Source organism: Marinobacter orientalis (genome assembly GCF_004792665.1).
In the GTDB taxonomy this organism is placed as follows: domain Bacteria; phylum Pseudomonadota; class Gammaproteobacteria; order Pseudomonadales; family Oleiphilaceae; genus Marinobacter; species Marinobacter orientalis.
Window position 1 is genome coordinate 18,026 of record NZ_SRZX01000006.1, and the last position, 23,323, is coordinate 41,348.

The 23,323-nt window shown below is 58.4% G+C and carries 20 protein-coding genes and 1 tRNA gene; 13 read left to right on the plus strand and 8 right to left on the minus strand.

The window, feature by feature from the left end:
- Nucleotides 1-86: 86 nt before the first annotated feature.
- Nucleotides 87-1,493: a 3-oxoacyl-ACP reductase gene (locus tag DIT72_RS14865; RefSeq protein ID WP_135956035.1), complete on the minus strand. Its 1,407-nt coding sequence runs from the start codon at nucleotides 1,491-1,493 to the stop codon at nucleotides 87-89.
- A 63-nt stretch (nucleotides 1,494-1,556) separates the two neighbouring features.
- Here DIT72_RS14865 and DIT72_RS14870 point away from each other — a divergent pair, with 63 nt between their 5' ends.
- On the plus strand, nucleotides 1,557-2,894 hold the full coding sequence (locus DIT72_RS14870) for an acetyl-CoA C-acetyltransferase (RefSeq protein ID WP_135956036.1): 1,338 nt from the start codon (nucleotides 1,557-1,559) through the stop codon (nucleotides 2,892-2,894).
- 117 nt (nucleotides 2,895-3,011) lie between these two features.
- Nucleotides 3,012-3,088 (plus strand) — tRNA-Met (locus tag DIT72_RS14875).
- Nucleotides 3,089-3,156: 68 nt separating this feature from the next.
- On the opposite strand, the gene DIT72_RS14880 is transcribed toward DIT72_RS14875, so the two are convergent.
- Both DIT72_RS14880 and DIT72_RS14885 read right to left on the minus strand, forming a co-directional pair.
- Nucleotides 3,157-4,632 carry an amidase gene (locus tag DIT72_RS14880; RefSeq protein WP_135956037.1) on the minus strand — a complete coding sequence of 492 codons (1,476 nt, stop codon included), beginning with the start codon at nucleotides 4,630-4,632 and terminating at the stop codon, nucleotides 3,157-3,159.
- A gap of 30 nt (nucleotides 4,633-4,662) precedes the next feature.
- Complete coding sequence (locus DIT72_RS14885) at nucleotides 4,663-5,670, minus strand: hypothetical protein (protein WP_135956038.1); 1,008 nt, start codon at nucleotides 5,668-5,670, stop codon at nucleotides 4,663-4,665.
- 212 nt (nucleotides 5,671-5,882) lie between these two features.
- Between DIT72_RS14885 and DIT72_RS14890 the strand changes: the two genes are divergently transcribed.
- Both DIT72_RS14890 and DIT72_RS14895 read left to right on the plus strand, forming a co-directional pair.
- Nucleotides 5,883-7,643, plus strand: a complete 1,761-nt coding sequence (locus DIT72_RS14890) for an autotransporter assembly complex protein TamA (RefSeq protein WP_169450023.1) — start codon at nucleotides 5,883-5,885, stop codon at nucleotides 7,641-7,643.
- A complete protein-coding gene (locus DIT72_RS14895) occupies nucleotides 7,640-11,380 on the plus strand; it encodes a translocation/assembly module TamB domain-containing protein (RefSeq protein ID WP_228260837.1) in 3,741 nt (1,246 codons plus the stop codon). The genes DIT72_RS14890 and DIT72_RS14895 overlap by 4 nt, the downstream gene beginning before the upstream one ends.
- A 9-nt stretch (nucleotides 11,381-11,389) precedes the next feature.
- Here DIT72_RS14895 and DIT72_RS14900 read toward each other — a convergent pair whose 3' ends face one another.
- Nucleotides 11,390-12,076, minus strand: coding sequence for an SIMPL domain-containing protein (locus DIT72_RS14900; RefSeq protein WP_135956039.1), 687 nt, complete (start codon nucleotides 12,074-12,076; stop codon nucleotides 11,390-11,392).
- A 12-nt stretch (nucleotides 12,077-12,088) separates the two neighbouring features.
- Here DIT72_RS14900 and DIT72_RS14905 point away from each other — a divergent pair, with 12 nt between their 5' ends.
- Nucleotides 12,089-12,289 carry a hypothetical protein gene (locus DIT72_RS14905; RefSeq protein WP_135956040.1) on the plus strand — a complete coding sequence of 67 codons (201 nt, stop codon included), beginning with the start codon at nucleotides 12,089-12,091 and terminating at the stop codon, nucleotides 12,287-12,289.
- On the opposite strand, the gene DIT72_RS14910 is transcribed toward DIT72_RS14905, so the two are convergent.
- Nucleotides 12,286-13,038: a gamma-glutamyl-gamma-aminobutyrate hydrolase family protein gene (locus DIT72_RS14910; RefSeq protein WP_135956041.1), complete on the minus strand. Its 753-nt coding sequence runs from the start codon at nucleotides 13,036-13,038 to the stop codon at nucleotides 12,286-12,288. The two genes, DIT72_RS14905 and DIT72_RS14910, sit on opposite strands and share 4 nt — an antisense overlap.
- A complete protein-coding gene (locus DIT72_RS14915; RefSeq protein ID WP_407657991.1) occupies nucleotides 13,031-14,032 on the minus strand; it encodes an amidoligase family protein in 1,002 nt (333 codons plus the stop codon). The genes DIT72_RS14910 and DIT72_RS14915 overlap by 8 nt, the downstream gene beginning before the upstream one ends.
- Before the next feature lie 176 nt (nucleotides 14,033-14,208).
- On the opposite strand from DIT72_RS14915, the gene lexA reads away from it, so the two are divergent.
- Nucleotides 14,209-14,817, plus strand: a complete 609-nt coding sequence (gene lexA, locus DIT72_RS14920) for a transcriptional repressor LexA (RefSeq protein WP_135956043.1) — start codon at nucleotides 14,209-14,211, stop codon at nucleotides 14,815-14,817.
- A gap of 85 nt (nucleotides 14,818-14,902) precedes the next feature.
- The gene (locus DIT72_RS14925) at nucleotides 14,903-15,391 is read left to right on the plus strand and encodes a cell division inhibitor SulA (protein WP_135956044.1); all 489 of its coding nucleotides are present in this window, start codon (nucleotides 14,903-14,905) and stop codon (nucleotides 15,389-15,391) included.
- 53 nt (nucleotides 15,392-15,444) lie between these two features.
- On the opposite strand, the gene DIT72_RS14930 is transcribed toward DIT72_RS14925, so the two are convergent.
- The gene (locus DIT72_RS14930) at nucleotides 15,445-15,705 is read right to left on the minus strand and encodes a hypothetical protein (RefSeq protein ID WP_135956045.1); all 261 of its coding nucleotides are present in this window, start codon (nucleotides 15,703-15,705) and stop codon (nucleotides 15,445-15,447) included.
- Nucleotides 15,706-15,753: 48 nt separating this feature from the next.
- Entirely contained in the window at nucleotides 15,754-16,230 is a 477-nt protein-coding gene (locus tag DIT72_RS14935; RefSeq protein WP_135956046.1) for a DUF6586 family protein, read from the minus strand.
- Nucleotides 16,231-16,488: 258 nt separating this feature from the next.
- Here DIT72_RS14935 and DIT72_RS14940 point away from each other — a divergent pair, with 258 nt between their 5' ends.
- The 6 genes from DIT72_RS14940 to fliE all read left to right on the plus strand — a co-directional run bounded on the left by DIT72_RS14940 (nucleotide 16,489) and on the right by fliE (nucleotide 23,322).
- Nucleotides 16,489-17,847 carry a DUF1329 domain-containing protein gene (locus DIT72_RS14940; protein WP_135956047.1) on the plus strand — a complete coding sequence of 453 codons (1,359 nt, stop codon included), beginning with the start codon at nucleotides 16,489-16,491 and terminating at the stop codon, nucleotides 17,845-17,847.
- Between the two features lie 75 nt (nucleotides 17,848-17,922).
- On the plus strand, nucleotides 17,923-18,249 hold the full coding sequence (locus DIT72_RS14945) for an SOS cell division inhibitor (RefSeq protein WP_135956048.1): 327 nt from the start codon (nucleotides 17,923-17,925) through the stop codon (nucleotides 18,247-18,249).
- Nucleotides 18,250-18,320: 71 nt separating this feature from the next.
- Complete coding sequence (locus tag DIT72_RS14950; RefSeq protein WP_135956049.1) at nucleotides 18,321-19,772, plus strand: sigma-54 dependent transcriptional regulator; 1,452 nt, start codon at nucleotides 18,321-18,323, stop codon at nucleotides 19,770-19,772.
- Nucleotides 19,773-19,989: 217 nt separating this feature from the next.
- Nucleotides 19,990-21,282: a sensor histidine kinase gene (locus DIT72_RS14955; protein WP_135956050.1), complete on the plus strand. Its 1,293-nt coding sequence runs from the start codon at nucleotides 19,990-19,992 to the stop codon at nucleotides 21,280-21,282.
- Between the two features lie 12 nt (nucleotides 21,283-21,294).
- Nucleotides 21,295-22,737 carry a sigma-54-dependent transcriptional regulator gene (locus DIT72_RS14960; RefSeq protein ID WP_135956051.1) on the plus strand — a complete coding sequence of 481 codons (1,443 nt, stop codon included), beginning with the start codon at nucleotides 21,295-21,297 and terminating at the stop codon, nucleotides 22,735-22,737.
- A gap of 216 nt (nucleotides 22,738-22,953) precedes the next feature.
- Complete coding sequence (gene fliE, locus DIT72_RS14965) at nucleotides 22,954-23,322, plus strand: flagellar hook-basal body complex protein FliE (RefSeq protein WP_135956052.1); 369 nt, start codon at nucleotides 22,954-22,956, stop codon at nucleotides 23,320-23,322.
- The last annotated feature ends 1 nt before the right edge of the window (nucleotide 23,323 follow it).

Here is a 23,323-nt window from a genome sequence, read left to right on the forward strand (position 1 = left end):
TACAGCCTGATGGTTTGGGTTGTCGGATTACGGCTGCGCCTAATCCGACCTACGCCAAAACCCGCACCCCGTCTGCGCCAATCCCCCTACTTGCCAATCAACGACTGTCCGCAAACCCGAACCACATTTCCGTTCACGCCGTTCGACGCGGGATTGCAATACCATGCAATGGCCTCGGCAACGTCTATGGGCAAACCACCCTGGGACAGGCTGTTCATGCGTCTGCCTGCTTCGCGGACGGTTATGGGCATGGCGGCGGTCATCCGGGTTTCGATGAAACCCGGGGCGATGGCGTTGATGGTCACGCCGTTTTTTACCTGTTTTGCCATGGCTTCCACGTAACCGATCACGCCACACTTGGCGGTGGAGTAGTTGGTCTGGCCAAAATTGCCGGCGATGCCGCTGATAGAGGAAATGCACACAATGCGGCCGTTCTCCCGCAGAAGCTGCCGGTGCATCAACTCTTCATCGATCAACTCCTCCGCCGTCAGGTTTACGGCGATGGTCATGTCCCAGAAGTGCTCCGGCATATTGCCCAGAGTCTTGTCGCGGGTGATGCCGGCGTTGTGGACAACGAGATCAATGCCGCCGAAGTGCTCCTTCACAAAATCTGCGATCTGCCCGGCGGCTTTCTCGTCGGTAATATCGCAGGCCAGCGCTTTGCCTTTGATGGCATTCATGACTTTCTGCAGGTCTTCCATAGCCGGGGGAATGTCCAGGCCAATTACCGTTGCCCCGTCCCGGGTCAGGGTTTCTGCGATGGAGGCGCCAATGCCCCGGGAGGCGCCGGTGACCAGAGCCACTTTGCCGGTCAGCGGTGCCACCGGGTTGGTGGCTGGCGCATCGGTGCTCTTGCCGATGCGGGCCACCTGGCCGGATACATAGGCTGAGCGGGGAGATAGAAAGAAGCGTACGCTGGACTCCAGCTGTTTTTCCGCGCCGGGCGCCATCCACAACAGGTTGGCGGTGGCGCCTTTCCTGCCCACTTCCTTGCCAACGCTGCGCACAAAACCTTCCAGTGCCTGGTGTGCCGCCGCTTTGGCCGGTTGCCGGCAGGTCGCAGGGTTCTGCCCGATGACCAGCACGCGGCCATTGCCTGCCAGCTTACGGATGGTAGGGTGGAAGAAGTCGTAAACCGCCCGCAGGTCGGTGGTGTCTTTGATGCCGGTGGCATCCAGCACCAGCGCCGAGAATTTCAGGTCAATGTCGGTATTGAGCGGCAGGGCTTCGGCCCTGTTGCCGCTTCTGGAAGAATCGTTCAGAGTATCCACAGCACTGGCATGGAACAGTTTCGCCGGGCTCGCGCTCAGTAAGCTGGCAATGGCGCCAACGGCTTTGCTGCCATTGACGGCACCAACCAGTACGTCGCCCTCGATGAACGGCTGGTCAGTGCGCTTCCAGCGTTTCAGGGGAACAGGTGAGGGTAGCCCCAGGGTCTGGGCAGTGGTTCTGCCCATCGGGGTATTGACGAATTTGAGATAGATATCGGACATGGCATTTTCCTTTTTGGGACAGATCCAACGCAATGAATACATCAGTCATATAGGGACAACATCATGGCACAGGCACCGAAAAGCGCCCAAAAGAAAACCACGGCACCCGGCGAAACCACAGCAGCCAGAAGTGGCGTTCGCCGGGTCGCCATTATTGGCGGTAACCGGGTACCCTTCGCCCGTTCCAATACGGCTTACAGCAAGGTCAGCAACCAGGAGTTGCTAACCGCTGCGTTGCGGGGCCTGGTTGATCGCTTTGGTCTGCAGGGTCAGCGTATGGGGGAAGTCGTCGCCGGCGCGGTGATCAAGCATTCCCGGGACTTCAATCTCACCCGGGAGTCTGCCCTGAGCAGCGGCCTGGCCCCGGAAACCCCTGCCTACGATATTCAGCAGGCCTGTGGCACCGGCCTGGAAGCGGCCATTCTGGTGGCCAACAAGATCGCCCTTGGGCAGATTGAGTGCGGCATTGCCGGTGGCGCCGACACCACCTCCGACGCGCCCATTGGCGTTGGCGAGGGCCTGCGGGAGATTCTGCTGGACCTGAACCGGGCCAAAACCATCGGTGAACGCCTGAAGATTCTCAGCAGTTTCCGGCCGGGTTACCTGAAACCGGAAACTCCGCAAAATGGTGAACCCCGGACCGGCCTGTCCATGGGTGGCCATTGCCAGATCACCGCCCACGAATGGTCGATTCCCCGTGTTGAGCAGGACAAGCTGGCCTATGAAAGCCACCAGAAACTGGCTGCCGCCTACGAGGAAGGTTTCTTCAGGGATCTGATGACGCCCCTGGCTGGCCTGGAAAAGGACAACATCCTGCGCCCGGACACCACACTTGAAAAGCTGGCGACACTCAAGCCGGTATTTGATCGGGAAAAAGGCACCATGACGGCCGCTAACAGTACTGCCCTGACCGATGGAGCCTCCTGTGTGCTGCTGGCCAGCGAGGAGTGGGCCAGGGCGAATAATATGGAGGTCAAAGCTTATCTGACCTTTTCCGAGGTAGCCGCGGTGGACTTCGTGGATAAGAAAGAAGGCCTGCTGATGGCGCCGGCCTATGCGGTGCCGCGCATGCTGGAGAAGGCCGGGTTGACCCTGCAGGATTTTGATTTCTACGAAATCCATGAAGCCTTTGCCGCCCAGGTACTTTCCACCCTCAAGGCCTGGCAGGATCCGGACTTCTGCAAGGAGCGTCTGGGGCTGGATAAACCTCTGGGCAGCATTGACCGTGACAAGCTGAACATCAAGGGCAGCAGCCTTGCTACCGGGCATCCTTTCGCCGCGACTGGCGGGCGGATTGTGGCGACCCTGGCGAAGCTGCTGGAACAGAAGGGTAGTGGTCGTGGGCTTATATCCATCTGCGCCGCCGGCGGACAGGGTGTGACCGCGATTCTGGAACGGTAATCCATCGGAGAATTCATTTTCCCTTTGACAGGGACCGGTTTCTCCCCGTAGTATGCGCACCTCGTTGATCGGGGCTTCCTCCCCCGGACAACAACAGGTTTTGAAGAGAAGAGTTGATGCGGGGTAGAGCAGTCTGGTAGCTCGTCGGGCTCATAACCCGGAGGTCGTTGGTTCGAATCCAGCCCCCGCTACCATTATAGAAAGCCGGTCCATCAGACCGGCTTTTTTGTGGGCGTTCGGTCAGCCAGGTTTCCGGGTGCGGTCAGAGCCCCTCTGGTGTCCTGAACCCTGCCAGTCCTGCCCGTTCCAGCAATTCCGCAAACCGGATTGTGGTCAGATCCATTCCCGGCGCACCAATCACCTGCACGTTGAACGGCAAACCTTCCCGCGTCTTGCCAACAGGCACCGAGGTTGCAGGCAGGCCCAGAAGCGTGGCCAGGGCAATCCAGCAAAACTGGTCCATATAGGCCCGGGGCTGACCGGCTACGGTAATTTGCCGTTTGAAGACCGGCTGGCTGTGATCGTGACGGATGGCTGTGGTGGGCGTAATCGGTGTCAACAGCACATCGAATTCATCAAACAGTGAGGTTATCTCTGCCCGCATCTTTTCCCGCATTTCGCTCCAGGCCATCCACCGGTACACCGGTTGATTCACCCCGCGGCCATATTCGCCGATATGGGCCGTCACCGGCCCGAACAGGTGCAGCCACCTTTGCAGCCGGGCAATCCACTTCATCTGCCGGCGCTGGGCGGGTTTCAGCGTGGCGCTGAGCAGGCTGCCAAGCAGGTTGAAATAAACCGGTAAAATGTGGTCCAGATTCAACAGGCTGTGACGGGCTTCTGCCACCAACGAGCCCCTGTTTTCCAGATCGCGACCCAGCCGCTGGTAGCCGTCCAGCAGTTCGTCGTCTATCGGGCACAGCGGATCTTTTAACCACAACCCCACCCGGAACTGTTCCAGGGAGTCGAGTGTTGCCGGCGCCAAGGCCAGTTGCCAGCTGTTACGCTCCCGCTCGCCGGGCCCGGCAATCACCTTGAGCAGCAGTTCCAGATCCTTTGCCGACCTGGCCATAGGGCCGCCCTCTGCAAGGTCCGGCCGCGATTCCGTGCCCGGAGGCCCCGGAATATGACCGCGTAAAGACACCAGTGCCCGTGATGGCTTGTGGCCGAAAATGCCGCAGAAGTGGGCAGGGGTGCGGATGGAGCCGGCGAGGTCACTGCCCACCTCAAGAGGTGTCATGCCCGCTGCCAGCGCTGCGGCGGCACCGCCTGAGGAGCCGCCGGGAGTCCGCGCCCTATTGTGGGGATTGTTGGTGACGCCAAAGAGTTTGTTGTAACTCTGGAGATCGGAGGTGTAGACGGGAACGTTGGTCTTGCCAACAATGATGGCACCGGCGTTTTCGAGGCGCTGCACCACATCCGCGTGTCTCCTGGGGATGTAGTTTTTCAGTGCGGACGCACCGGAGGTGCAGGCCATGCCGGCGACTTCCCAGGTGTCCTTGAGGGTCAGTGGCAGGCCGTGGAGCGGGCCTGCGGGCTCGCCCTTTGCCAGGGCGTTATCCGCGCTTCGGGCTTTTTTCAGGGCACCTTCTTCGTCCAGTGTCACAACCGCATTGATACTGACATTGTGCTGGCGGATTCGGTCCAGAAAGGCGCGGGTAACGTCCATGCTGGTCAGCCTGCCGTCTCGGAGGTTGCTCACCAGGTCGGTGGCAGAACGGTAATGCAGTGGATCCATGTTTTCCCCGGTGCTGTTCTCCGTCTGCGGTCAGCTCAGCTCGGAGCGCCAGTGCTTGACGCTGACCTGCGATTTGACGGCATCCAGTATCTCGATAATCAGGTTAATGAGGGCCTCGTTGGGCGCTTCTTCTTTGCGGTTTTCATCCGGTGTGGGCAGGAAGACATTGACGATGTCTTCGATAAAGGCGTGGTTGGAGGCGGATGCCAGATCTTCCAGAATCTGATGGATAACGTTGGCGACGATATCCCCCACGGCGTCTTCCAGGGTTTCCTGGATGGTGGGCCCGACCACCGGCAGGTATTTCAGCCGCGACAGTTCCATGTTCTGCTTCAGGGCATTGTCCACACGGGTTTCCAGGTAGCTTCGCAGGGCGCCGCGATTGGGTATGTAGCCCTCCTGAGCCGCGTCTGCCACGCGTTGGGACATCCAGTCAGAGAGCATTTGCCGTCGGGGGTAGAGAATGTCGTTCTGGATGCGATCAAACAGGGGCGAACCCTGACGGATTTCGTCCTGGGCACCAGACAGCACCTTGATGACGATGCGGTCGGAGAGTTCTTCCATGAAGGCTTCGTAGTAGAAGTTGAAGAACTTGAAGGTCTTCGTCTGGGTGACGTCGATGACCTTGTACTGGTGCAGTCGGTAGACGATGGAGATGACCCGCAGTACCCGCAGGAAGCGGAAAGTGCCGACGGGAATGCAGCCGATGATGTCGTACCAGTGGATGAAAGGGTAGAAGTACCAGCGGTCGTAGACTTTTGCCTTGATGGAGTAGCCCCAGCGCACGACAAATTCGGTCAGGAAGATGCCGACGAAAATGAGGTCGTAGAAGATGAAGTTGAGGTGGATGGGGTGATAGAACTCTTTGAGCGCCGGGACGTTTTCAGCCAACAGATTCTGGACAGCGACGAAATTGTAGGTCGAGTCGAAGATGATGAAGGCCAGATTGACGATGAGCAGGCCGAGCATCAGGAAGTCTATGGTGAACCAGATCAGTTGGTGGCTGGTTTTGAGGTTTTCTCTGTTTATCTTCAGCATTCACTGGCCCATGACTGCGGGTGGGGAGTCTGCGATGGAAACCTGTTGCACCCGACTGATTTTTCGATGCTTTCACACAGGTTAGCTTATTTCAGCGCCGCCGACGACTGGCCCGGTAATCTTCTTGCGATGGATTAAACCCACTACTACCCGCTACACTCGCTTTGATGATGCGCTTCTTTAACTCACTCTGACTGAAGTTATACCGCTGGATGCCTCTCCACTTGCGATTTCGTTTCAACCACCGCTTCCTGATCGTCTCGCTGTTTGTCTGGGCCTTGCCGTCGTTGGTACTGGCGCAGCAGGTGCGGGTCGACGTGGAAGGCGACTATCCGCAGCTCCAGGACAACGCCGAGGCATTTATCGGCGAGGTTGAGGGCCGCAGCGCCAACAGCCTGAGGCGCTATGCCGACACAGCCGAAGCACAGGTAGAGAACGCTCTGCGCGCGCTCGGTTATTACGATCCGGTTATCCGCTGGGAGGTCATCGAGCCGTCCGGTGAACAGGAGGAGCCGGCGCGCCTGGTTCTGACCGTTCAACCCGGTGAGCCGGTGCGTGTCCGTTCCCGTAAGGTCGAGATTGAGGGCCCCGCCAGGGAGGACTCTGACTTTACGGCTTCTCTGCCGCAGAAACCGTCCGAAGGCGATGTGCTCAACCATGGTGAGTACAACTCCTTGCGCCAGACGATCCAGAATCGCGCCAGTCGGCTGGGATACTTTGATGGCAGGTTCACCACCCGCACTCTGAAAGTGGATCCTGAAAAGAGAGTTGCTGATATTACGCTGATCTATCGCAGCGGTGAACGTTATCGGCTGGGAGAGGTCAGTTTCCGTGAGGGCCATGGCTTCGAGGAACAGCTGCTGGAGGGCTTCGTGCGTTTCGAACCGGGGGAAATTTTTCATGCCGACAAGATCGCCAGGCTCAACACCGACCTGTCCAGCAGTGGCTATTTTTCCGGAGTGGATGTCAATGCGTCTCCCGGCAATGCTGAGGACGGTGTGATTCCGGTGGAAGTGGGCCTGACTACCCGCCCGCCCCGTTCAGTGGCTGCAGGTGTTGGTTTTTCCACCGACGTGGGGCCACGTTTACGGGCCAACTGGCGGGAACACTGGGTCAACCCCATGGGCCATAGCCGTGGTGTCGAAACGGAACTTTCGGTTCCGCGACAGAACCTGAGTACCTGGTACCAATTGCCCCTGGACCCGCCGATGACCGACTCTATCCGGTTGTCTGCTGGTTATCAGCGGGAAGAGATAGAAGATGTGGAATCGGAACTTCTGACCCTGGGTCAGCAATGGAAACATCAACTCGACGACGGCTGGCGGCAAGTGGCGTCTATCCGGTGGGAGGGGGAGCGTTTCCGGATTGGTGACGGCGACAGGGAGCAGAGCGCCCTGTTGCTGCCCGGGCTGGGGTATTCCAAATTGCACGCAGATTCGCCCCTCGATCCGTCCAGGGGCTATCGGATCCAGTTTGATATGACGGGTTCGCATCGGGCCGCCCTGTCGAGTGTCGACATTTTTCATGTCAATTTTCTCGTCAAGGGGCTCTATACGCTGGCGGATAACCACCGATTCCTGACCCGCTTCCAGTTCGGAGGCGTGGCAACCAACCGTTTTTCCGATGTGCCACCGTCATTGCGGTTTTTTGCCGGTGGTGATCAGAGCGTCCGGGGTTATGGTTATGAAACCCTGTCGCCGCGAGACGACGAGGATGTTGCTGTTGGTGGGCGTTTTGTGATGGTAGGCAGTGCCGAATATCAGTACCAGTTTGCCGACAACTGGCGGATTGCCGCCTTTGTTGATGAAGGCAATGCTACTGATGATCTGACGGACCCCCTGGCCACCGGTGCTGGCCTCGGCATCCGCTGGATCAGCCCGGTGGGACCTCTGCGACTGGATATCGCAAAAGGGCTGGACCCCGAGTTTGGCGGGGAATGGCGTATTCACTTCTCGATGGGGCCCGAGTTATGACCGAGGCGGCAACAGAAAAGGCCCGCAAGCCAAGGCGCCTGAGGAATGCCCTGCTGATTACGCTGGCAATTGTCATTCTGTTGCCCCTGCTATTGCTGGGGACACTGCTGTTGGCCCTGCGTTCGGAAACGGGAACCGCGTGGGTGATCGAGCAGATTCCCGGCCTCGATGTGCAGCAGGGCCAGGGGTCCCTGCTGGGACAATGGCAGGCACAGTCGCTGCAGTGGCAGGGTTACGGTGTCGGGCTTCAGGTAGCCGCGCCGTTTGTGGACTGGTCGCCTACCTGTCTGTTCAACAAGCAGCTGTGTCTTGAAGCCCTGCGGGCGGACACCATTGACCTGAGTCTGCAACCGTCCGCGGATCAGCAGGATGAGCGCGGCGACGTCAGCCTGCCCGAACTTGACCTTCCACTTGGCCTGGCTGTCAGGGAGGTGAGTCTCGGCACCTTCACCCTGAACGATGGCAAGATCTGGGACCAGCTGCAGTTACGGGCCGAGGGCTCAGGATCGGACTGGCATCTGCAGAACCTCGGCTTTGTCCGTGATGATATCGGAATTGATGGGTCCGGCTGGATTGAGACGCGCGGTGACTGGCCACTGGACCTGGATGTTGACATAAGCCTGCCGCCCCCATATGGCTCCGACTGGCAACTGGCTCTCAATCTGACCGGAAGCGCAGCGGACCTGAGAGTGCGGGGCGAAAGCACGGGCTACCTTGAGGCCACGCTGGCTGGCCGTATCGCTCCCCTGGACAGTGCGCTTCCAGCGCAGTTGACTGTTGAGTCCTCAAGTTTTGTTCCCGCCCGGGGTTTGCCCGACACCCTGGTGCTGGAGAACACGGTGGTCACTCTGAAGGGCAGTCTTGAGAACGGTTTCCGTTCCGATTCCAGAGCGTTGCTGCCCGGTACCGCCGGCGACATCGGAGTTTCGCTGAAAGGTCTGGTGACAACCGCCGGGGTCGACGATCTCGAGCTCTCCCTGTCGGGCCCGGAAACCGGCGATGCCGGGCCCGGGAAGGCCTCGGTGACAGGAACCATGGACTGGCAGCAGGCCTTTTCCGTAGATGCCCGGTTAGCGATGGACGCATTCCCCTGGTACAGCCTGATACCGGACTTTGAACAGCCGCCTGTTTCCCTGCGCCAGTTCAACGGCGAGGTCCGTTATCAGTCCGGCGCTTATCAGGCAACTGTTGAAGCAAGCGTTAGCGGCCCTCTCGGTAATGCTGATCTGGCGGGGGAGCTGGATGGCGATATGGAGTCAGTGGATATCCGTCAGCTAAGGGTCAATACCGGCGCCGGTTTCCTGGGCGGAAAGGGTAGCGTGGCGTTTGCTGACCGGTTGGCATGGGATGCAAGCCTGGAGCTCGACAGCTTTAATCCGGGATACTGGCTGCCGGCTCTGGAGGCCAGCCTGAATGGCGATATCAACACCAGTGGGCAGCTGGCGGAGGGTGGCACCCCATCGCTTCAGGCAGAGTGGGACCTGTCCGGAACCTGGCAGAGGAATGACGCCATCATTCGCGGTGCGCTGAACAGCGATGCCGGAGCATGGGTAGTATCCGGCCTGGAGCTCGATGTGGGCGATAACCGGATTACCGGTGACGGCCAGTGGGGTAACGAGATTGCAGGCAGCCTGGCGCTCGATGTGCCGTCTCCGGAAACTTTTCTCCCGGGCCTGGCCGGTTCACTGAACGGCACTGCTTCGGTCTCCGGGACACCTGATCAGCCGCAGGGCAGCGTCAATGTGGCGGGTTCCGATCTGGCGTGGCAGAACGAACTGAGCCTCGCCAGGGTGGACATCAGCGCCACCCTCGGAGAGGGGTTGAGCGTGAGTGGCGATGTTGAGGCCAAGAAGCTCCGTTATGGCGGGCAGTTGCTGCAGTCTTTGACGCTGGCCTTGTCGGGTACCCGGGAAAACCACCGGCTGGAGGTCAATGCCGTTCATGAGGAGGCCGAAGTCGGACTGGTATTCGCTGGCAATGCCTCCAGCGACTGGAGCGCCTGGCAGGGTGCGCTGGAGCAGGGGCGCATCGATGTTCCGGAGCAGGGTCAGCAATGGATACTGGCGGAGCCGGCGGCACTGGCGTATGCCGACACCGGCAGGCTGACCTTCGGCAGCCACTGCTGGCAGTGGCAGCAGGCCTCGGTCTGTGCCGGCGAGCAGACCTTGCTACCGACCCAGGACATCGCCTATCAGATTGAGAGCTTCCCCACCACCGCGCTGTCGCCGCTGATGCCGGAAACACTACGCTGGGATACCCTTCTCAACGCTGATATCCGCCTGACGGTGACCGAAAATGGCCCGAATGGCGAGGTGTCCGTCGATGCCGGTGCCGGCGAGTTTGAGGTTATGGTGGGGGACGATTGGCAAACTCTGGGATATGACACCTTCACCACAACTCTTGGCCTGAAACCGGACATCGCTGAGCTGAATGTCCGGCTGAAGGGACCAGAGCTGGGTAATCTCTCGCTATCAATGGCCGTTGATCCGAATGCCAGCGAACGGGAGGTGGATGGCCGGTTCCGTATCGAGGGTCTGGATATTGCGATGGCCGGGGGCTTTGCGGGGCTCGAGGCGGTTGAGGGCGAGCTCAACGGCGAAGGTACGCTTTCCGGCCCGCTATTGAAGCCGGCGGTTAACGGTGAGATTGCCCTGACCGGGGGCCGGGTCTCGGACCCACAGCTTCCCATACCGTTGCAGGACATGGTTGTCAGCCTCGACCTGAACGGGTATTCCGCGGATCTGTCCGGCCGCTGGCGCAGCAACGCACGCAGTACCGGTAACCTCAAGGGCACTCTGGATTGGGCATCGGAGCCTTCCGTGGAAATCAATGTGACGGGCGAACGGTTGCCGTTCAGCTACGACCCCTACGCACGCGTAGAACTGGTTCCGGATATTACCGTAACCTATGGCGGGGGTGATCTGGCGATTACGGGTCGCCTGGAGGTTCCCCGTGGTGAGATTGAAGTCAGGGAATTGCCCGCCCAGGCGGTTTCAGTGTCGGAAGACGAAGTTATTGTAGGTGCGGAACAGGAAGAGCCGGCTTTGCGCTCCCTGAACATGGACGTGACCGTGGTGGTGGGCGATGACGAGGTCAGTTTCAACGGCTTTGGCGTAACCGGTAACCTGAAGGGGACCCTGCGGATCGGCAATGACATGGATACCCGGGGTGCGTTGCAACTGATTGATGGCCGCTATGAAGCCTACGGCCAGGAACTGGAGTTGCGCAGGGCCAGGCTGCAGTTTGTGGGGCCACTGACGGAACCTTACCTGGATATCGAAGCCGTTCGGCAGGTTGACACCGTAGTGGCCGGGATCCGGCTCACCGGCCCGGTCAGCGCTCCCCGGACGGAGGTGTTTTCAGAGCCGGAGATGCCCCAGACCGACGCCCTGTCCTATCTCATTCTGGGGCGGGCCCCGCAAAGCCAGGGCGACGAAGGACAGATGAGCCGGGCTGCCATTTCCCTGGGCCTGACCCAGGCCAACAAGGTTACCCAGGGCCTTGGCGAAGAATTCGGGATACGGAATCTCACTCTGGAAGCGGAAGGCAGCGGAGACGAATCCGCCGTGGTTGCCAGCGGCTACCTGACCGATGAGCTCAGTATCCGCTACGGCGTGGGCATCTTCGAGCCGATCACTACCGTTGCCCTGCGTTATGATCTTGGCCGGTATTTCTACGTGGAAGCCGCCAGCGGGCTGGCCGCTTCCCTGGATATTTTTTACACGAGGGATTTCTGACCGGGGCCGTTAATCCAGTTCAAATGTGGCACTGACCCTGGCGGTCAGTTCCCGCGGGCCTGTCGCGGACACGGTGGCAGAAGAAGCACGCATTTCCGCCATCATCGGAACCGGCGGCTGGTGGCCATTATCAATATTGATGTTGATCACCTCCCCGCATTGCCTGTCCAGTTCGTTGGCAACAAACTCGCATCTTGCCCTGGCGTCGGCAATAGCACCGGCCAGCGCCTGTTTGCGGAGGCTGCTCTCGTCGGAGTGGAAAAACTGGTGCGGGCCCACGTTATAATCCATCCCCAGCGTCTGGGCCTGCTCCAGAATCGGATTGAGCAGGGAGAGGTCATCAATGGTGAATGTCACGGTCTGTGAGGCAACTGCCACCTTTTCCGGCTCCTGGCTACGGTCCTGAACCGGAACAGATCGACTGTAGAGGTTAACAGAGGCATCGCTGTAGGCATGGAGCTGGTCACGGTAGTCGCTGATGCCATCCCGCCACTGTTCCATCTGTTCGTTCACGAGCCGGGTCGCTGTTTCCGGCAGGTTGTGTTCGGCACTCGCGGTAAACTGCAGCCTTGCGCTGTCTGGCGTATACTTTACGGAGGCCTGGCCGCTCAGGCTGACCTCCCCGGCCATTGCGCTCAGGGGAAGGATTGCCACGGCGGCAGCCGGTAGCAGATATCGTTGGGCGGTTGACAACATTGTGGAAACTCCATGCTTTTACATAATAATCAGGTCAGATTGACTCCCCGCGAGCGTGACATCCTGCTCAGGCTGACCGGAAGCGATCCCCATTATGTGACGACCCGTGACCAACTGAAAGAGTGGGCTGCGCGCCATCTGGAAGCCCTGCCGGGTGATGCCAGGGAGATACGGGAAATCAAGGCGGTGCTGCAGCGCCACCTGCCGCTTTAATTCCCACCATCATCGCTGTTATCTGTTTCTGTCGGTTTATCCAGCCTGATCAGTTTTCTTTCTTCTGCAGCCTGGACAAAGTGTCTGAAGATGCGACGGTGGCCGCCGTGGTACAGCAGATATTCCGGGTGCCACTGAATACCCATCAGCCACTGCCCGCGGGTGTTCTCTATCGCCTGCACGAAATGATCGTTATCCAGGGCGACCACACGGAGGTCTTTTCCCAGCCATTTGATGGTCTGACTGTGAATGCGGTTGGCGCCAATGACAGGTTGGCGCATTACCTGCCCGAGGCGGCTGCCACTGACGACACGCACCGTCTGCATGGGTAACAGCAGTGGGCGGTGGCGGGTGTTTATTCGCAGTGGTGTTACGTTCTGACATAAAGAACCGCCACGGAAAATATTGATGAGCTGGGCGCCCCTGCAGATGCCCAGCACAGGAATGTTCAGTTCCTCGGCCCGGGAAAGCAGGTAAACATCGGTTTCATCGCGGCGGGTGTCATAACGGGCTGTAACCTGCGGTGTCTGGCCATACCTGGATGGATGAACGTGGGTTCCGCCAGAGAGCACCAGACCATCCAGCAGCGATACGTCCACTTTCGCACCGGGGCGAATGAAGTGGGTGCGTGCTCCGTGCATGCGCAGGGCGAAACTGATCAGCCGGTGCGCCAGGCTGCGCCGGGCAGGCCCGCTGATTCCGATGGTGAGGCCCGGATGTTCCGGTTTTTCCGCCACGGTCTCAGACATAGTTCCTCGACCGTAGCCACTGGGTAGAAGTCTCGGCCCAGCTATGGGTCAGGTTGTGAAAGCTGAATTTGCGACTGTTGCGGAATGCCGTGACCAGCGCCGAAAGATCCGTCGTGTTGGCTACCAGCTGTTCCAGTACCACCCAGTCATTCCACACTGTGGAAAAGTGCCAGAGCGGGTTGTCGATGTCGCAATCCGGCAGACGGTAATGCAGGGTAGGCCTGCTCTTTATGCGCTCGTCTTTTACGTACCTGGCAAGCAGGTTGCCGTTCAGATGTGCGAACAGCGGCAGAAGATCCAGTGCTTTGTTGCGGGTGGGGTTGTAGTGGAGATAATCCTTCATCAACTGATCCATGTCAGGATCATAGTCCGCGGCAATCAACAGATCGATGTAGGTGCTGCTCCAGGGTTCAATGTAGCTGGTCACCTTGCGGCTGAAGTCGATCTGGTGGCGTGTCTTGAGCCACTCGTACAGAGCTGCAAACACTTGCAGGTAGCGCACCAGGGTTGAGGCTTTCAGATTCGGCAGCTCCGGGTTCAGCTGCAGACCGAACGCGAAGTAGAGGGCTTCACGGCTGCCACGGGCGCCTGCTTTATGCAGCTCGTCGCATAGGGTCTCGATGCGCTCCAGTTCGGCGAACGGCATTGGCGGGCTGACAATTTCCAGCGGCACGATTTTTTCTGCTGCCGCGTCTATCACGGTCATTGCCTGCCCTCCCAGTTCCCGGACCGATTCCGGAAGGCGCGGGTCCCGGAGGTCGAGATCTTTGATAGGAGCTGAATCCAGTTCGACGACAAACGTACCAACATCGGTCGCAATTTCCGATACGTAACGCGCAACAGATTTGCCTTCTCCGCCGAGAAGCCTGGAGGAAAGTGATACAAGGTCCTGATACCCGAGGCCGGACAGTTCTATCTCGACACCAACCCGTCGTTCCTTGCCGTCATCGGTTTTCATGATGTCCGGCATACTGCATCTGTTACTCATTAACACGTCTCCGCAAAGGGTTAGCGTTACTCTATCACAGTGGAATGGCCCGAAAGCGACAGCCGCCGGGCAAATAGACTGGCGCGAGAAAAAATTCAGGGTACCGGCTTTACACTGGATAAAACACTGTATATAGTCAAACCACTGTATATAAAAACAGCACTAACCGGGGCCAACGACTCATGAAGCTGACAGCAAGGCAGACACAGGTACTGGAGATCATCCGTCGCTATGTCGACGAGACCGGATATCCGCCTACCCGCGCGGAGATTGCCACCGAACTCGGCTTCCGTTCAGCCAATGCTGCTGAAGAGCACCTCAGGGCACTGGCCCGAAAAGGAGCCATCGAGATGGTTCCCGGTGCCAGCCGCGGTATACGCCTGCCAGACGTCGAGGCGGACCCGGGGTTGCCGGTCATAGGTCAGGTGGCTGCTGGCAGTCCGATTCTTGCCCAGGAACACATCGAAGACCACTGCACTCTGCAGCCGGAATTCTTCTCGCCCTCGGCTGATTACCTGCTGCGTGTGCGCGGTATGAGCATGAAGGACATTGGCATTCTGGATGGCGATCTGCTCGCAGTGCATCGGACCAGCGACGTACACAATGGCCAGATTGTGGTGGCCAGGGTCGGCGAAGAGGTGACTGTGAAGAGGTTCCGCAAGGATGGCTCGAAGGTTTACCTAGTCGCGGAGAACGAAGAGTTCGCACCCATTGAGGTAGATCTGACAGAACAGGAATTATTCATTGAAGGTCTGGGAGTGGGCGTTATCCGCCGGTCGGATCTTCACTGATACCCCGGGTATCCGGACATTTCAGGCAGTGCTGCGCGGTGGGTTGATCACTGCGCGACGCAGCTCAAAGGCAGGTGAGGTTATCATGGAACAACTCAGCTTTAATCAGAACCTGGCACGCTCTCAGGGAGGCCGCAGATTCGTCGGCCCGGAGGCTGCCGGTGTGAGCAGCCATGATGTGGACAGGGCGACATCTTCCCGGACACGTCCGGTACAGCCGACAGGCAACGTGACGGAAATCATCCTGCCTGAAGGGCAGGTCGAAAACTTCCAGCTGTTGCTGCCGATGCTGACCCAACTGAACCAGGAAAAGCGCTGGCTGGCGTGGATCGACCCACCCCAGAGTCTGGTCAGTAAGTGGCAGACCATGCGTGGAATTGTGGCTGGTGAGTTATTGGTCCTGCGCTCCACTGCAGACTATCCGGCCCGACAGTTGGCTGAGCGGGCGTTGAGTGCAGGCACCTGTCATGCCGTAGTGATGTGGACACATAAGCTTGGGCGCGAAGCCCTGACTTCACTGGAGCAGGCCTCAGCCCGGGGCAACAGCCACGGCGTTGTCCTGCGCCAACGTTGATGGCTCAGTAGCGCTGACGGTTGAGTAAAACGCCGGCCAGTAAAGCACCTGGATCAGTGAAGTGTGTAGGAGGGCCGGGTTTGATGGGCGTCTGGCTCTTCCTCTTCCCAGTCAATATCGTGGCCAACATCTCCAGCAGCCTCTATGCCGGCGGCGATCATGGCTTTGGCCACGTTCATATCCCGGTCCTGCATCATTTCCCTGGCTTCGTCTGAGAACGATATTTTTACCAGTGGTGCGCTGTCGTCGTCGATCCTGCGAAGTGCATAATCGCCATTGCTCAGTTGTACAATCTCGAAAAATGAGGGTGACATTCAGTTAGCCTTTCAGTTCATTCCCCCTGATTCTGACATGCCGTGGCATCACCACTCGCTATGTCGTTCCTCAAGGGTATCGGTAAAATGTTTGATCGCACTCAGGGTTTGCTTGAGAGCCTCTTTCGACCTGTCCGGGCCGGTATCTGCAGACACGGCGATCACGTTTTCGTCACTCACGGTTTTCCTGGCCACCGGCGGGTTGCCCTGATGCCGCTCCAGTTGCTCAAGATGGTTCCACCAGCTCCCGGTATCCATGGCCAGCACGTTCAGTTCTGCGGTTTCCGGAATGTCATCCCCGAGCAGTTCCGTCAAAGCCGTCAGGTTGCCAGGCTGCCCCTCCTTGTCCTGGTACATTCTTGCGATCATCACCAGAATCAGTTTCCGCGCCCGCAACGCAAGCTCAACGGCGCCCTGGGTCAGGGCTTCACGCATCGGAACAGGGTCGTTCCCATCCAGATGCTCCAGGAGGGTCCTGGCAAGGAAGATCTTCTGGGAAACCAGTGAGTGCCACGGTGACGCCATGGAAATACCTTTAGGTGGTGTCTTTGTCGCGCGATGAATTAACTGCCAATGATAACATTTCCGGATGTGAATTTCCTCCTTCCTGTTAATCCGCGGGCCTTTGACAAGAAACTACAAAGATTCACTTGAAACGGTCGTTTGAATTTGGCAAAAAGGCGCTCGTTTTTAGTAACTTATGATCGCCCGGCTTTGGCTTCCCGTTAACCGGACGCCGTCAGGGCAGGGCATCCGGATCAGTTTCAGTGGAGGTGGAAGGGAATGCGGAACCATTTGGTCGCGGGTTTTACCGTGGCAATGATCGGGTTTGCAGGTAGCGTGTACGCGAAGGTCAGTGAATCCGAGGCCGAGCGGTTGGGCAATGAGCTCACTCCCGTTGGTGCGGAAAGAAAAGGCAATGTATCTGGCAGCATTCCGGAATGGACCGGCGGGCTGGGTTCCCCGCCGGCTGGCTGGGAACCGGGGCAGGTGGAGATCAATCCATTCCCGCGGGATGATCCGCTGTTTGTGATTACCGCGGACAACGTGGATCTTTACCGCAACAAGCTGACTGACGGACACATCCGGATGCTGGAGCAATATGGCCCGGAATTTGTGATGCCGGTGTATACAACGCGCCGCACGGCAGCCTTTCCCGACGACGTGTATGACAAGTCACGGGAAAATGCCCTCAGCGCGCAGCTGCTGAGTAATGGCAACGGGGTGCGGGACGCTGTCATGACCAGTCCCTTCCCGATTCCGGAGAATGGGCTTCAGGTGATCTGGAACCATATCCTGCGTTACCGTGGTGAAGAACTTTCCTTTCGCAGTTCTTCCGCGACCCCCCAGGTTAATGGCTCCTATAACCAGGTTGTGAACCAGTACGACTACTTTTTTGCGTACAGTCGCAGGGGAGCCGATCTGACTGATATCGATAACAAGATCTTTTACCTGAAGACCGACACTATAGCGCCCTCAAGCCTGGCGGGTACCATTACTCTCGTCCACGAGACACTTGACCAGATCCGCTCGCCGCGTCTGGCCTGGCGCTATGATGCAGGTTCGCGGCGGCTGCGCAGATCCCCGAACCTGGCCTACGAAACCGATCTGCCGAACGCTTCGTCACTGAGGTCTGTGGATCAGAAGGATATGTACAACGGTGCGCCGAACCAGTATGACTGGGAGTTGAAGGGCAAGCAGGAAATGTTTGTACCCTATAATGCCTACAGACTTCACGATGAAAGCGTCAGGCCTGACGATGTCATCCGACCGCGACATATCAATCAGCAGCTGGCCCGCTACGAGCTGCATCGGGTATGGGTCGTAGAAGCAAAACTGCGTACAGGGATCAGCCACATCTATCCCCGCCGGGTGTTTTACGTGGACGAGGATAGCTGGCAGATTCTCGCCAGTGAGGAATACGACAGTGAAGGTGAGCTGTGGCGACTGTCGGAGGCACACAATATCAGTTATTACAGTGAGCCTGTATTCTGGACTACCATGGAGATGACGTACGACCTCAAAGCCCAGCGTTATTATATTGATGGTCTGGATGATGGTTTCCGGGCCTACGATTTCAATCCTGGCTTCCGTGGCAATGAGTTTTCGGCATCTGCAGCCCGCAGGGCGGCCAGGCGCTGATTGCAGCCAGTGCCGGGGTTCTCGCCGATCCCCCGGCCATTGCCCGGGCTAAACAATGATAACGGAGATGCAGTCATGTCGGTGCCGGAGCAACTGAAAGCAGTGGATACCCTGGTAGAGCAGCTGAAAACGGCCCTTGCAGAGAAGAATTGGGAGGAGCTGTCACGGCTTAACGAAAAGGTCAAACCGACAATCGAACCGGTGATGGTGGCTCTGGAAGCAGGAGAGCTGAGCCCGGAGCCGGTCCGGAAGAGGTTGGCAACACTGCAGACCTTTTGTGACCGTGCCAATATTTCGGCAAATGAGGCAAAGGCTGAAGCCCGGCAGGCGCTCAAGGGGGTCAACCAGAACCGGAGCGCGGCAAAAGCCTATCAGAATGTCTCCTCCAATCGCCGCAAATAGCGTCATAAAATTGACTCAGGCACTCTTTCAGTCTTAAATACCGCACAAATCCCCGCAAGAGATTCGTTTGGATGTTGAAGAATAACAAGGTTCTGGTGCTCAGCGAGGACGAGTCAAGAAAGCGCGACATTGCCACAATCGTTGAATTTATTGGTGAGGAAGATGTCCTCTTCGGCGAAGAAGCGCGTTCGTTGCTCGCCAGTGGCGATCCTGAAACTCTGGACGAAGTCTCCGTTGTTATCCTCAATGGGGAGGACAACGGTATCCAAAAGACTGTTTCCGCGGTGTGTGAAGCCACTCAGGGTGTGCCCGTTCTGATGGTGGGGAATCCCGACCTGAAGGGGGTGTCCGAGGATCATGCCAGCCGGGTGATCGCCCGTATGGAATGGCCCCTGAATTACACCAAGTTTGTGGATTCGCTTTATCGCGCCCAGATTTACCGTGCCCAGTTCGCCCGCTCCCGGGAACGTGGCCAGCAGCGCGGGTTGCAGCTGTTTCGCAGTCTCGTGGGTACCAGCCGCAAAGTGCAGTCGGTGCGTCAGCTGATGGAGCAGGTGGCAGACAAGGATGTGAGTGTGCTGATTACCGGTGAATCGGGGACCGGTAAAGAAGTGGTGGCTCGTAATCTGCATTACCATTCGGCCCGACGTGACAAGCCGTTTGTGCCGGTCAACTGCGGCGCCATTCCCGCGGAATTGCTGGAAAGCGAGCTGTTCGGGCACGAGAAGGGGGCCTTTACCGGGGCCATTACCGCTCGCGTTGGCCGCTTTGAGCTGGCCGAGGGCGGCACGCTGTTTCTTGATGAGATCGGTGATATGCCCCTGAACATGCAGGTGAAGATACTGCGGGTATTGCAGGAGCGCACCTACGAGCGGGTTGGCAGTAATCGCACCCAATCCGCCGATGTAAGAGTGATTGCGGCAACCCACAAAGTTCTGGAAGACATGATTGAAAGCGGCGATTTCCGGGAAGATCTGTACTATCGCCTCAATGTGTTTCCCATCGAGATGCCGGCCCTGCGGGAACGGGTGGAGGATATCCCCCTGCTGATCAATGAGCTGATTTCCCGTATGGAGAAAGAAAAGCGCGGCTCACTACGGATGAATTCGGCAGCGATCATGAGCCTGTGCCGCCATGACTGGCCCGGTAATGTCCGCGAGCTGGCAAATCTGGTGGAGCGCCTGGCGATCATGCATCCCTACGGTGTCATCGGGGTGCAGGAGTTGCCCAAGAAGTTCCGCTATGTGGATGACTATGATGAGAACCGTCCGGTGGATGATTCCGGCATGCCCTCGAATATTCCCGGGCTCGTCGGGCTGGACGCGCCGGCCCTGCTGCCGGTAAATGGTATCGATCTGAAGGATTATCTCTCCAATCTTGAGAAGCAGCTGATTCAGCAGGCGCTGGATGAAGCGGGGGGTGTGGTGGCCCGGGCCGCGGAGAAGTTGCGGATTCGGCGTACCACGCTGGTGGAGAAGGTCAGGAAGTACGGGCTTCGGGATGAGGAGTCCGGGGAAGGCTGAGGTTCTCTGCTTTTCCAGATGGCGTCAAAGGTTTGTAACCTTCGGCGCCATTGTTGTTTTCCGGGTGACGTAAACCCGTCGTCTGTCCTTTCAGTGATTTCCCTTCCCTTTGAAATATAAACAAAAATTAAAGTTGGCACAGTGCTGGCTTGGATACGCTCAAACGATCCATCCGATTGGTACGGGCCGGTGTCTGGTCCGGTCAGAGGGCGAGTGTATGAGTCAGTTGCAATTTGTTGGTTTGTCGTCGGCCAAGGAGCCCTTAGCTAATAAGAGGGAGCCCTCAAGCAATGCGGCAGCGGATGTCAATGACAAGGTAACAGCGTTGTTCCCGGAGCAGGATGATGAGGCGGTGGGTACGGCGCTGGATCTGTTCAATCAGATGTCCCGGCAGATTACTGATTCCTATCGCACCCTGGAGTCCCGTGTTAACCAGTTGTCCGGTGAGCTGTCGGCGGAATCGCGGCAACGTCAGGCTGAGCTGGAGCAGAAGGAGGAGCTGGCGGACCGGCTTTCCACCCTGCTTCATGCGCTTCCGGCCGGTGTTGTGGTGCTCGACAGCCAGGGGGTGGTCACGCAGACCAATCCGGCGGCGATTACCCTGCTGGGCGAGCCTCTGGATGGCGAGCGCTGGGTGGATGTGATTCGCCGCTGTTTCGCGCCGCGGCGGGATGATGGCCACGAGGTATCGCTGAAGGATGGCCGTCGGGTGAGTATCGAAATCCGTACCATGGAGAACCAGCCAGGACAGTTGATCCTGCTGACGGACCTGACCGAGACCCGTCACCTCCAGGCTCAGCTTGCCCATGCCCAGCGTCTCTCCGCCATGGGCAAGATGGTGGCTTCCCTGGCTCACCAGATTCGCACGCCGCTGTCGGCCGCCATTCTGTATGGCGGGCACCTCAGCCAGGAAGATCTTGATGAGGAGATGCGACAGCGTTGCGCTTCCCGGTTAATGTCCCGTCTGACGCACCTGGAGCAGCAGGTTCGCGACATGCTGATTTTCGCCCGCGGGGAAACCCGGCTGGCAGAGGAGTTGTCTGCTGGTGTGCTGGTTCAGGCGTTCGCTTCCGCACTGGACGGGTTGAAGCTTCCTGCCGGCGTTACCGTGGAACTGGACAACGAAGCTGATAACGAGTCTTTGATGTGTAACCGCGATGCCCTGGTCGGCGCCTGTACCAACCTGGTGAATAACAGTGTGGAAGCGGGTGCAACGAAGGTGACGGTTGCCATTGCTTCAGCCGGTGGCGAGCTGGTGGTTCGGATAGCGGATAACGGCCCCGGGTTTTCGCCTGAGCAGGCCCATCGGTTGCTGGAAGCCTTCTATACCACCAAGTCCCACGGCACTGGCCTCGGGCTGGCGGTGGTCCAGGCGGTGGTCAAGGCGCACCAGGGCCGGTTTACGATTGAAGCGCCCTCAGGCAAAGGCGCTGTTGCAACCATTTCGCTGCCATTGTTGCGTTCCCTGTCGGCCGGTGGCCGGCACTCGCAGGCACCCAGTAAACACTGACCGGAGTCAATCATGGCCAAAGCCCAGATTCTGATAGTTGAGGACGACCACGATCTGCGTGAAGCGCTGGTGACGACGCTGGAGCTGGCAAAGTTCCGCGTGCGGGAAGCCGCCAATGCGCAGCAGGCGCTGGCGCAGCTGGCCGAGTCACCGGTGGATATGGTGGTGAGTGATGTCAATATGCCGGGCATGTCCGGCCATGATCTGTTACATGAAGTGCAGCGCCTGTATCCCGGCCTGCCGACGATGCTGATCACCGCCTACGGCCAGATCAGCCATGCGGTTTCCGCCATGCAGGCAGGCGCCATCGATTATCTGGTCAAGCCGTTTGAGCCGGCAGTGCTGGTGGATGCTGTCAGCAAGGTAGTGGGCGGTGGCCGCCAGAAAAGTGGCGATCAGCCGGTTGCAGAGGATCCTGTCAGCAAGCGTATGTTCCAGCTGGCCGCAAAAGTGGCGGCCAGCGACTCGACAGTGATGATTTCCGGTGAGAGCGGTACCGGCAAAGAGGTGCTGGCCCGTTATATTCATCAGCAGTCCCCACGGTCCGGGCAGCCTTTCGTTGCCATCAATTGCGCGGCGATTCCCGAGAATATGCTGGAGGCCATCCTGTTTGGCCATGAGAAGGGTGCCTTTACCGGTGCCGTGGCGACGTCCCCCGGCAAGTTTGAGCAGGCCAACGGTGGCACTATCCTGCTGGACGAGATTTCGGAAATGGAACTGGGCCTGCAGTCGAAACTGTTGCGGGTATTGCAGGAGCGTGAGGTTGAGCGGGTCGGTGGTCGCAAAACCATTACCCTGGACGTACGGGTTATTGCCACCACCAACCGGGATCTGTCCGACTATGTGCGCGAAGGCAAATTCCGCGAAGACCTGTACTACCGGCTGACGGTGTTTCCCATGCACTGGCAGCCGCTGCGGGAGCGCACTCTCGATATCATGCCGCTGGCCAGTGCCTTGCTGAAAAACCACTGTCGCAAGATGAAACTGACCGGTGTGACCTTTGCGCCGGACGCCAGGAATTCACTGATGGCGCATCAATGGCCGGGTAATGTCCGCGAACTGGACAACGCCATCCAGCGGGCGTTGGTGCTGCATCAGGGTAATGTTATCCATGCTTGTGATCTGTGCCTGGAGCTGGGCATTACCGGGCGGATGGACAGCAGTCCGGCATCGGATAATCCCCGGCATGCTGCCCCGGAGCCGTTTTCGGACGAGATTGAACAGTCAGCCGAAGAATTCGCCGGGCCCGGCGCTGAGGATCTGTCGCCGACGTCTCTTGGTGACGAGGTCCGGCAGCGTGAGTTCCGGATTATTATCCAGGCGCTGAAAAAGGAACGTGGCCGCCGCAACCGGGCTGCGGAGCAACTGGGCATCAGTCCCCGGACACTCAGGTACAAGCTGGCCCAGATGCGGGACGCTGGCATCGATCTGGATGCCGAGCTGTCTGCCGCCTGAATTCCCTGAGAACTCCTTCGTTCGGCACCTGCGGGTGCCGTTTTTTATGGGTTCGTCAAAAGACTGTCGTTGCGCTCGGGTCTCCTTCCAGAAACCTCATTAACATTATGAAAAACCGGAAATAATTCATATTGGCCTGTGGTTTGCTTTAATTCCCGCAAAGCAATATCCAGTTCAATGGCTTGCCCGCTAAGAGGCGACCCGGGAGAGTGAATCATGGTCCAGCGCGCTGACATCAACAGTGTTCTTTCTGAAATCCGCAACATGCGCTCGCAGATGATGGAAAATCAGCGGGTAGAGCAGGATAACAATATCCGTGGCCGGATGGACGGGCCCTCGCGGATTCAGGAAACCTCTGACACTCCGAAATTCAGTGACATGCTCAGCCAGGCCGTGGGGTCCGTCAACGAGTTGCAGCAGTCGTCCAGTAATCTCAAGACTGCTTACGACATGGGTGACCCCAATGTGGACATTACCCGGGTCATGATCGCGTCTGAAAAAGCATCCATCTCCTTCGAGGCAATGACCCAGGTTCGCAACCGGGTTGTGAAAGCGTACGAAGACATCATGAACATGCCGGTTTGAT